Here is an 8,369-nt window from a genome sequence, read left to right as displayed (position 1 = left end):
CCTGGAGCACGGGACGACGACGACGATGGCCTCCACGGTGACCGGGGAGATCGACGAGGTGGCGCGGCAGGCGGCGGTGCTGTCGGAGCTGGTGGAGGACGGCGTGCTGGCCGGGATCCACTTCGAGGGGCCGTTCATCTCGCACAACCGGTGCGGTGCGCACCGTCCGGATCTGCTGCGGGATCCGGATCCGGCTCTGGTGCGCAAGCTGGTAGACGCGGCGCGGGGGCGGGCGCGGATGGTGACGCTGGCGCCGGAGCTGCCGGGTGGGCTGGAGTCGGTGCGGATGCTGGCGGAGCTGGGGGTGGTGGCGGCGGTGGGGCACACCGATGCGGACTACGGGCGGACGCTGGAGGCGGTGGAGGCGGGGGCGACGGTGGCGACGCACCTGTTCAACGCGATGCCGGGGATCGCGCACCGGGCGCCGGGTCCGATCGTGGCGTTGCTGGAGGACGAGCGGGTCACGGTGGAGCTGATCAACGACGGGGTGCACCTGCATCCGTCGGTGCTCGACCTGGCGTACGGGACGGCGGGGGCGGCGCGGGTCGCGCTGATCACGGACGCGATGGGGGCGGCGGGGATGGGCGACGGGCTCTACCCGCTCGGCCCGCTCCAGGTCGAGGTCAAGGACGGCGTCGCGATGCTCGCCGACGGCAGCTCCATCGCGGGCTCGACGCTCACGCTCGACACCGTCCTGCGCCGCGCCCTGACCGTCAACGGGCTCACCCTCCCGCAGGCGGTCGCCGCCCTCTCGGCCACCCCGGCGCGGCTGCTCGGCCTCGCCGACCGGGTCGGCTCGCTGGAGCCCGGGAAGCAGGCCGACCTGGTCGTGCTCGACTCCGCGGGCTACGACCTGGTGGCCGTGATGCGCCGCGGCGAGTGGGTCGTCGGCGGCGACGCGTTTCCCCGGGTGCGTACCGCCTGACGCACCGACGGCGGACTCGCAGCCCCGCCCGGCCCGGTCCCCCAATCCACCGCCCGTCACACGGACCCCGCTGGTCAGCGCACCCGCACCTCCGGCATAGGGTCGGGTGCATGAAGTTCTTCCGGTCCAAGCCCTCGGCTCCGTACGACCCCCATCTGACCGCGCTGACGGTCGACCAGGCCGACTACCTGCGCGGCCTGGTGCGCCAGTACCACGCCGGCCTCCCGCAGGTCGTCGTCGAGGGCGACGCCCTCCGCGCCCCGCAGGGCAGCAGGCCGCTGCACAACCTCGCCGAGCTCTGCCGCCGCGCCGACCCGCGCGCGTGGCCCGGCCTGGTGGAGCACCACTTCCGGGCCCTGGACGGCGCCGTGGACGCCACGCCGCAGGGCTCCGACGAGATTCTCCGCTCGGTCTACCTCCGCCTGGTGGCCGACGACGCCTTCCCGCCCGCTGCGGCGGCGTCGTTCAGCTATGTCCGCCCGGTGGCCGCCGGGCTGCTGGAGGCCCTGGCACTGGACCTCCCCGAGGCCGTCCGGATGCTCGACGACCCGATGGTCGCCGAGGTGGGGCTGGAGCGGCTGCGTGCCGCCGGCCGCGCCAACCTGCTCCGCGAGCCGGTCGAGTACGACACCGCCCAGGGCCGGAGCGGCGCGGCGATGCACATCGTGACCGGCGAGTCCATGTTCGTGGCCAGCAAGGCGCTCGTCCTCGACGAGCTCGCCCGCACCCTGACCGGGCGCGAACTCCCGCCCGAGGGCGCTCTGTTCACCGTCCCGAGCCGTCACCACCTGGTCTTCCACCCGCTGCTGGACGCCCGCGCCGTGGACGCGGTCAACGACCTCGCCGCCTTCGGCCTCGGCGCGTACCAGGACAACCCCGGCCCGCTCTCGCCCCGCCTCTACTGGTGGCACCAGGGCGTGGTGACCTCGCTGACCGTGATCGACGACGCCACCCGCTCGTTCTCGGTCGCCCCGCCCGAGGAGCTGATGGCGATCCTGCGGCGCCTGCACGCCGCCGGCGCCTGACGCGTCCGCACACCGCGGCCACACCCGAGCACACCCCACCGGCCGGTCGGCGCCCCGGCGCGGGCGCGCCGACCGGTGCCCCCGCGCGGCGGCCGTGAGAGGGTCACCCCATGGAACAGCGTGTACTCGGCCGTACCGGCCGGCCCGTCTCGGTCGTGGGACTCGGCACCTGGCAGCTCGGCGCCGACTGGGGTGATGTTCGGGAGGAGGACGCCCTCGCCGTCCTGGACGCCTCGGTCGAGGCCGGCGTCACCCTCTTCGACACCGCCGACGTCTACGGCGACGGGCGGAGCGAGCAGCTGATCGGCCGCTACCTGAAAGGCAGGCCGGACGCGGAGGTCTTCGTCGCCACCAAGTTCGGCCGCCGCGTCGAGCAGCGCCCGGAGCACTACCACCTGGCCAACTTCCGCGCCTGGGCCGACCGTTCCCGGGCCAACCTGGGCGTGGAGCGGCTGGACCTGGTGCAGCTGCACTGCCCGCCGACGCCCGTCTACTCCTCGGACGAGGTGTTCGACGCGCTGGACACGCTGGTCGCCGAGGAGCGGATCGCCGCGTACGGCGTCAGCGTCGAGACCTGCGCGGAGGCGCTCACCGCGATCGCCCGGCCCGGCGTGGCGAGTGTCCAGATCATCCTGAACGCGTTCCGGCTCAAGCCGCTGGAGCAGGTGCTGCCCGCGGCCGCGGCGGCCGGGGTGGGGATCCTGGCCCGGGTCCCGCTCGCCTCCGGGCTGCTGTCCGGCCGGTACACCGCGCGGACGACGTTCGCCGCCGACGACCACCGCACCTACAACCGGCAGGGCGAGGCCTTCGACCAGGGCGAGACCTTCTCCGGTGTGGACTTCGCCACCGGTGTCGAGGCCGCGGCCGAGTTCGCCGGCTTCGCCCCCGAGGGCGCGACCCCGGCGCAGACCGCGCTGCGCTGGATCATCCAGCAGCCCGGTGTGACCACGGTCATCCCCGGCGCGCGCAACCCCGAGCAGGCCCGTGCCAATGCGGCCGCCGCCGGGTTGCCGCCCCTGTCCGAGGAGACCCTGGCCGCCGTCCGTGACCTCTATGACCGCAGGATCCGCCCCCAGGTGCACGACCGCTGGTGACCCGGCGCCGGCGGAGACGCCGTCGGCGGACCGCTGCACCGCGGAGGTCCGCCGACCGGGCGGACGCCGTGCCCGGCACGGGTTCCGGGCGAACCACCGACCGCGTGCCTGCCCGGGTCCGGGAGCAGCCGGCCCCGGGCTCCGCACCGAGGTGACGGGTGGTCCGGCCGGCGGACCGGGGCCGTGGGCGGAGGGATGACCGTCCGGCCCCGGACGACCGCCCGCCTCCGCCCGCCTCCGCCCGCCTCCGCCGTCAGCGCCGGAACGGGGCGGTCAGCCGGCTCCACCAGCTGCGCCGCTGGCGCGGGAGCGCCACCCGGCCCGCCGGTTCCGTCGCCGAAGCGGCGCCGGGCGACGAGGCGGCAGGCGCCGAGGCGGGGAAGGCGGCCGAGGCGGCCGACGAGGCCGGCACGGCGGCCGGTGCACCGGCCTCGCCGCCGGGAGCGGCCCCCGCGGCCTGCTGCGGCAGGGTGTCGTCCCCGCTGGGGAACCGCGGGCTGAAGCTCACCGGCAGCTCCACCAGGTGCTTCGAGATCCAGGCCGACGTCCACGTCAACTCCGACTCCGGGACGGCCAGTTGGAGGTCCGGGAGGCGGGTGAGCAGGATGTCGATGCCGGCCTCGGCGATGGCCCGGCCGATGTCCTGCCCGGGGCACTCGTGCGGCCCGCTGCCGAAGGCCAGGTGGGAGCGGTTCCCGTAGAGCGGTTTGGAGAGGTCCGGCCGGACGACCGGGTCGACGTTGCCGGCCGCGATGCCGATGAGCAGCATGTCGCCGGCCTTGATCTGCTTGCCGCCGAGCTCGGTGTCGCCGGTGGCCCAGCGGCCCGCGACCAGCGACATCGGCGCGGAGTCCCAGAGGACCTGGTCCAGGGCGTCCGGTACGGTCATGTGGCCGCCGGACAGGTGGGCGCGGAACCGCTCGTCGGTGAGGATCATCTTGAGGGTGTCCGCGATCAGGTTCACGGTGGTCTCGTTCGCGGCCAGCAGCACCACCCGCAGGTGCTCCAGGACCTCGTCGTCGCTGAGCCCGGCCGGGTGCTCCATCAGCCAGGAGACGAGGTCGGCGCCGGGCGAGGTCCGCTTGCGCTCCATCATCCGGCGCAGTGAGGCGACGACGTAGTCGTTGCTGGCGATCGCCGTCTCGGTGCCCTTCATGAGGTCCCGGGCGGCGTCCACCAGCCGTGGCCCGTACTCCTCCGGCATGCCGACCAGCTGGGTCATCACCAGCATCGGCAGGTGCTCGGCGAACTGGCTGACCAGGTCCGCCCGGCCGCTCGGCCCGAAGTCCCGGACCAGCTGGTCGGTGAAGCGGGTGACGTAGCGGCGGATTCCGCGCCGGTCGAAGCGGTTGAGGCTCTCCGTGACGGCGCCGCGCAGCCGTCGGTGCTCCTCGCCGTCGGCGAAGACGCAGAGCGGCTGCCAGGCGATCACGGGCATGAGCGGGGAGTCGGGGGTGACGCGGCCCTCCTGGAAGGCCGTCCAGCGGCGCGAGTCCCGGGAGAAGCGGGAGGGGGTGCGCAGGGCGGTGAGGTTGGCGGAGTGGCCGAGGACGAGCCAGGCCGGCAGGTCGCCGTGCAGCAGCACCGGGGCCACCTCGCCGTGCTCGGCGCGCAGCTTCTCGTACAGGCCCGCCGGGTCGGCCTCGGCTTCCGGTCCGTAGATCCGCCGCAGGCCCGGGGCGTCGAGCCCGAGGCCGGCCGACCCGGTCGGTTCCGGGCCGGCCGCGCCCGGTCCCGCGGTGTCCGGTCCCGCGGTGTCCAGCCCGTGGGCGGGGCAGCCGGGCGGCGGTGAGGCGGGCGTGGCGTCGTCGTCTGCGAAGGGGGTGGTCACTGTCTCTCCGGGGTGAGGGCGATAGCGGGGGTGGAGCGGGCCGGGTCGGGGCGCGCCCGAGGGGAGTGCGCCCCGACGGGCGCCCGGTCACCCCGCCGGGGCCGCGAGGTCGTACAGGTAGCGCATCAGGGTGAGCAGGACGTCCCGGCTGGATTCGCGCCTCCGGGCGTCGCAGGTGACGATCGGCACCTCCGGCGTCAGGTCCAGGGCGGCCCGCAGCTCGTCCACCGGGTGGGCCGGCGACTCGGGGAAGGCGTTGACCGCGACGACGAACGGCACGCCGCGGTCCTCCAGCCGCCCGATCACCTCGAAGCTGACCTCCAGCCGCCGGGTGTCGACCAGCACGACCGCGCCGAGCGCGCCCTCGAACAGCCCGTTCCAGAGGAACCAGAAGCGCTCCTGCCCGGGCGTGCCGAACACGTACAGGACCAGTTCCTCGCTGATGCTGATCCGGCCGAAGTCCATCGCGACCGTGGTGGAGGTCTTGCGCTCGACGCCGGCGAGGTCGTCGACCCCGGCGCCCTCCTGGGTCATCGTCTCCTCGGTGGTCAGCGGGCGGATCTCGCTCACCGAGCCGACCAGGGTCGTCTTGCCGACGCCGAATCCGCCGACGACCACGATCTTGACCGCCATCGTGGCCGTGTCCGGGAGGAGGTCCTCGCTCGCCGGGCCGACCAGCGTGTCAGAGTCTCTGAAGTCCATGCATCACCGCCTCCAACAGGGCACGGTCGGGGAGGATCGCCGCGGGGACGGAGGTGCGGGCCTCGATCCGTTCCTCGGCGAGGAGATCGGTCAGCAGCACGGTGACCGCGCTCACCGGCAGCCGCAGGTACGCGGAGATCTCGGCGACCGAGAGCGGTGCACCGCAGATCCGCAGGATCGCGGCCTGCTCGGGCTGCATCGCGGGCGTCGGTTCGGCGCGCGCGACGATCAGGGTGACCAGGTCGAACGAGGTCTGTTCGGCCGGGCCGCTGCGCCCGCGGGTGATGACGTAGAGACGTTCGGGAGCGCCGTCGTCCCAGTCCCGGTCGGCCTCGCTCATGCGACCTGCCCGCTGCTGCGGGGAGGCGTGCTGAGGTGCTCGCCGATCCGGGCGACCAGGTCGCGCATCCGCTGGCCCATCAGGCCGGCGTCGACGCCCTCGTCGGCGAGCACCGCGAGGAACGCCCGGGCGCCGGCGGCCATCAGGTAGAAGAAGCCGCCGCCCATCTCGATCACGACCAGCCGCATCCGGCCGTCGCCGTGCGGGAACTCGTGCCCGACCGCGGCCGCCAGGCTCTGCAGGCCGGCGCAGGCGGCGGCGAGGCGGTCCGCCGTGTCGGGCTCGGTGCCGTACTGGGCCATCCGCAGGCCGTCGGCGGACAGGACGATGACGTTCCGGACGTTCGGGACGCCCTCCGCCAGGTCCTTGAGCATCCAGTCCATGTTGGTCCGCTGCTGAATCACTGCTCGCCCTTCCCTGCCGACTCTTCGCTGCTGTGGGCGCCAGTGCCGTGGCCGCCGGCGTCGTGCCCCTGGGCGCCGGTGCCCTGAGTGGTGGTGCCCTGCGCACCGGTGGCCCGGGAGCCGTGACCGTTCACGGTCGGGCCGTCCGCCGCCGACGGTGCGGTGCCGTTCACCCCCTCGTGGAACGCCGCCAGCCACAGTCCGGGCTGGACGGGTTCCGGGGCCGGCTCGGGTACCGCCCGGGCCCCGGGGCGGCCCGTCCCGGGAACGGGTCTGCGGACGGGGGCGCCGTGCCGTCGGCGCTGCGGCAGGCCGTTCGCGGTGCGCTCGGTCACCACCGGGAGGTCGTCACCGGCCGTGGACGGCGCCGCGGCGGAGGACCGGAACGGGCCGGGCGTGGATCGCCCCGCCGACGAGCCGGTTCGGGACGGCGAGACCTTGCGGGCGCCCCACGGGGACCGGTCGAAGCCGGCCGCGGACGGGGCGGTGGACGGGTCCGGCCGCGAGGTCGAGGTGACGCCGATGCCGTGGGCCCGCCCGGTCGCCGGGGCGGTGGTGATCAGCTCCTGCGGCACGATCAGCACCGCGCGGACCCCGCCGTAGGCGGAGTGCCGCAGCGACACCTGGAACCCGTACGCCTGGGCGAGCCGGCCCACCACGGCCAGGCCGAGCCGGGGCGTCTCGCCGAGGTCGTTGAGGTCGATGCCGGCCTGCGCCTCGCGGAGCATCCGCTCCGCCCGCGCCCGGCCCTCCTCGCTCAGGCTGAGGCCGCCGTCCTCGATCTCGATCGCGATCCCGGTCTGCACCTCGGCCGCCGTCAGGTGCACGCTGGTGTGCGGCGGCGAGTACCGGGTGGCGTTGTCCAGCAGCTCGGCGACGGCGTGGATCAGCGGCTCGACGGCCGGGCCGACCACGGCGACGTCGGAGACCGGGTGCAGCTCGACCCGCTGGTAGTCCAGGATCCGGGACATGCCGCCGCGCAGCACGCTGTAGAGCGGCACCGACCGGCTCCACTGGCGGCCGGGGCGGGCGCCGCCGAGGACGGCGATGCTGTCCGCGAGGCGGCCGATCAGCGCGTTGCCGTGGTCCAGCCGCAGCAGGTCGCCGAAGACGGCCGGGTCGTTGCCGTGCAGGTGCTCCATCTCGCGCAGCTCGTGGGCCTGGCGGTGGACGATCGCCTGCACCCGGCGGGCGATGTTGACGAACGCCCGCTGGGCGGCCTCGCGCATGCCCTCCTCGTTGTCGACCGCTTCCAGGACGGTGCGCAGCACGGCGTGCCGCGCGGCCTGGAAGTCGGCGCCGACGACGGGGTTGTGGGACTCGTACGCCTTCAGCACGTCCGTGCTGAACTCGCCGCGCTGGAGCCGGGCCACCGCCTCGGGCAGGGCGCTCGTGGCGAGCCGCACCGTCTCGGCCTCCTGCTCGGCCAGCCGGCGGCGCAGCTCTATCTCCTGCCGGGAGCTCTGTTCGCGCAGCGCCTCCAGGGCGCGCCCCCGGCGGACCGTCTCGGCGGCGACCACGGCCACCGCCGTGGTCCCGACCGCTCCGCACCAGGCGACTCCGGCGCGGGCGCCGGCGGAGGCCGCCGATGCGGCGGCGACGGCGACCGCCGCCGTCACGACCGTGGGCAGGAGCCACACCAGGACGGGAGTGGCGCGCCGGCCTCTGGGTGACGATCCAGCACCAAGCATCAGCATCCTCAAGCGACTCGTAGGAATGGGAGGTGGAAGGACAAGGGTCGGATGGTCCGGGCTCCGGGTCGGCGTCCCCCAGTGGGTCGGCGGATGGCTTTCGGCCATGTCCCGGGACTCCGTTCGGGGCGCCTGCCCGGTCTGCCGGGGTGGTGCCGGCACCAGTCCTACCGCGCCCCGGGCTCGCCGTGCCCGTGCCTGCGCCCAGTTCGCCCATGCGAGGGGTATGTACCGGAAGACTCTTCCGGGAAGCGGCAGTTGATGGTATGGAGCACCCCCGGCGCGTGCCCCGCGCGCGCCGGGTCGACGGGGCGGTCGAACGCCGCGGCGGGCCGTGTCCCGGGCTCGCCGAGGCGG

The 8,369-nt window shown here is 74.8% G+C and carries 8 protein-coding genes; 3 read left to right on the top strand and 5 right to left on the bottom strand.

Annotation, left to right across the window (positions count from 1 at the left end):
- The 3 genes from MCM47_RS34560 to MCM47_RS34550 all read left to right on the top strand — a co-directional run.
- A partial coding sequence (locus tag MCM47_RS34560; RefSeq protein ID WP_238950857.1) for an N-acetylglucosamine-6-phosphate deacetylase occupies positions 1-925 on the top strand: 925 nt, incomplete at its 5' end.
- Positions 926-1,035: 110 nt separating this feature from the next.
- The gene (locus MCM47_RS34555; RefSeq protein ID WP_238950855.1) at positions 1,036-1,950 is read left to right on the top strand and encodes a hypothetical protein; all 915 of its coding nucleotides are present in this window, start codon (positions 1,036-1,038) and stop codon (positions 1,948-1,950) included.
- 110 nt (positions 1,951-2,060) lie between these two features.
- On the top strand, positions 2,061-3,044 hold the full coding sequence (locus tag MCM47_RS34550; RefSeq protein ID WP_238950853.1) for an aldo/keto reductase: 984 nt from the start codon (positions 2,061-2,063) through the stop codon (positions 3,042-3,044).
- 253 nt (positions 3,045-3,297) lie between these two features.
- Here MCM47_RS34550 and MCM47_RS34545 read toward each other — a convergent pair whose 3' ends face one another.
- The 5 genes from MCM47_RS34545 to MCM47_RS34525 form a co-directional block, all read right to left on the bottom strand.
- Positions 3,298-4,875, bottom strand: a complete 1,578-nt coding sequence (locus MCM47_RS34545; RefSeq protein ID WP_238950850.1) for a cytochrome P450 — start codon at positions 4,873-4,875, stop codon at positions 3,298-3,300.
- A gap of 87 nt (positions 4,876-4,962) precedes the next feature.
- Positions 4,963-5,577, bottom strand: coding sequence for an ATP/GTP-binding protein (locus MCM47_RS34540; protein ID WP_238950848.1), 615 nt, complete (start codon positions 5,575-5,577; stop codon positions 4,963-4,965).
- A complete protein-coding gene (locus MCM47_RS34535) occupies positions 5,558-5,917 on the bottom strand; it encodes a DUF742 domain-containing protein (protein ID WP_238950846.1) in 360 nt (119 codons plus the stop codon). The genes MCM47_RS34540 and MCM47_RS34535 overlap by 20 nt, the downstream gene beginning before the upstream one ends.
- On the bottom strand, positions 5,914-6,321 hold the full coding sequence (locus tag MCM47_RS34530; protein ID WP_238950843.1) for a roadblock/LC7 domain-containing protein: 408 nt from the start codon (positions 6,319-6,321) through the stop codon (positions 5,914-5,916). The genes MCM47_RS34535 and MCM47_RS34530 overlap by 4 nt, the downstream gene beginning before the upstream one ends.
- Positions 6,318-8,012: an ATP-binding protein gene (locus tag MCM47_RS34525; protein ID WP_238950841.1), complete on the bottom strand. Its 1,695-nt coding sequence runs from the start codon at positions 8,010-8,012 to the stop codon at positions 6,318-6,320. The genes MCM47_RS34530 and MCM47_RS34525 overlap by 4 nt, the downstream gene beginning before the upstream one ends.
- Positions 8,013-8,369: the final 357 nt, after the last annotated feature.

The organism is Kitasatospora sp. A2-31, from assembly GCF_022288725.1.
Classification (GTDB): Bacteria; Actinomycetota; Actinomycetes; order Streptomycetales; family Streptomycetaceae; genus Kitasatospora.
The sequence above is the reverse complement of the archived record's forward strand: the minus strand, read 5'-3'. Positions and strand labels throughout refer to the sequence as shown.